The sequence below is a fragment of the Elioraea sp. Yellowstone genome, from assembly GCF_006704265.1.
Classification (GTDB): Bacteria; Pseudomonadota; Alphaproteobacteria; order Acetobacterales; family Acetobacteraceae; genus Elioraea.
The window spans coordinates 1-657 of the sequence record NZ_VIKA01000323.1 but is presented as its reverse complement, the minus strand read 5'-3'; the positions used below and the strand labels follow the sequence as shown (position 1 = coordinate 657).

1 protein-coding gene is annotated in these 657 nt (G+C 77.8%); it reads right to left on the bottom strand.

Features of this window, described 5'->3' with window-relative positions:
• Nucleotides 1-47 precede the first annotated feature (47 nt).
• Nucleotides 48-657 (bottom strand): hypothetical protein (locus tag FK498_RS19650; RefSeq protein ID WP_161988503.1); only part of this gene is annotated, 610 nt, incomplete at its 5' end.

The following is a 657-nucleotide window of genomic DNA, read 5'->3' as shown; positions in this document are numbered from 1 at the left end:
GACCGGCACGGCGCCGCGGCGGGCGATGGCGGCGAGGCGTGCGAGGCTCATGCGCGCGCCTCCGGCGTCAGCAGCCGGGCGTAGCGTCGGCGTCGCGCCGGCGGCATCGCCAGGATCTCCGCCTCGCGCCAGCCCGTGGCGCGCGCGATCGCCAGCACCTCCGCCGGCAGCGAGGCGGCATGCCGGGCGAGTTCGGTCAGCACGAAGGCGCCGGCATCGAGCGATCCCGACACGGCGATGTCGCAGGCCGGGCAGGTCGCGGCCAGGGTCGTCTCCGCCGCGGGATCGAGACCGAGCACCGCCTCGGCCGCACGGTCGGCGATCTCCTCGGGCAGCGTTTCGGCCGCAACCGGCGCCCCGCGCGGATCCGTCGCCTGCACGCAGCGCGCCAACAGCAGGCGCCCGGGCTCGGCATCCGGCGCGGCCGCGGCCGCCTCCTGGTCGAGACCCGTGACCGGCCGGCAGGTCAGGCGGTAGCCGTCGACCTCCAGCGTCGCCGTGCCGATGGGCGCCCCGGCCGTGCGGGCGAGGCCCTCCGGATCGAGCGCAAACTCCAGCGTCTCGCCGCAGCCCGGGCACGCCATCGTCGCGCGCATCGGCTGAGCCAGGCTTGCCGCGCGCAGCCTGAGCGCCAGCGCCTCGCGCTCCCCCACGGTG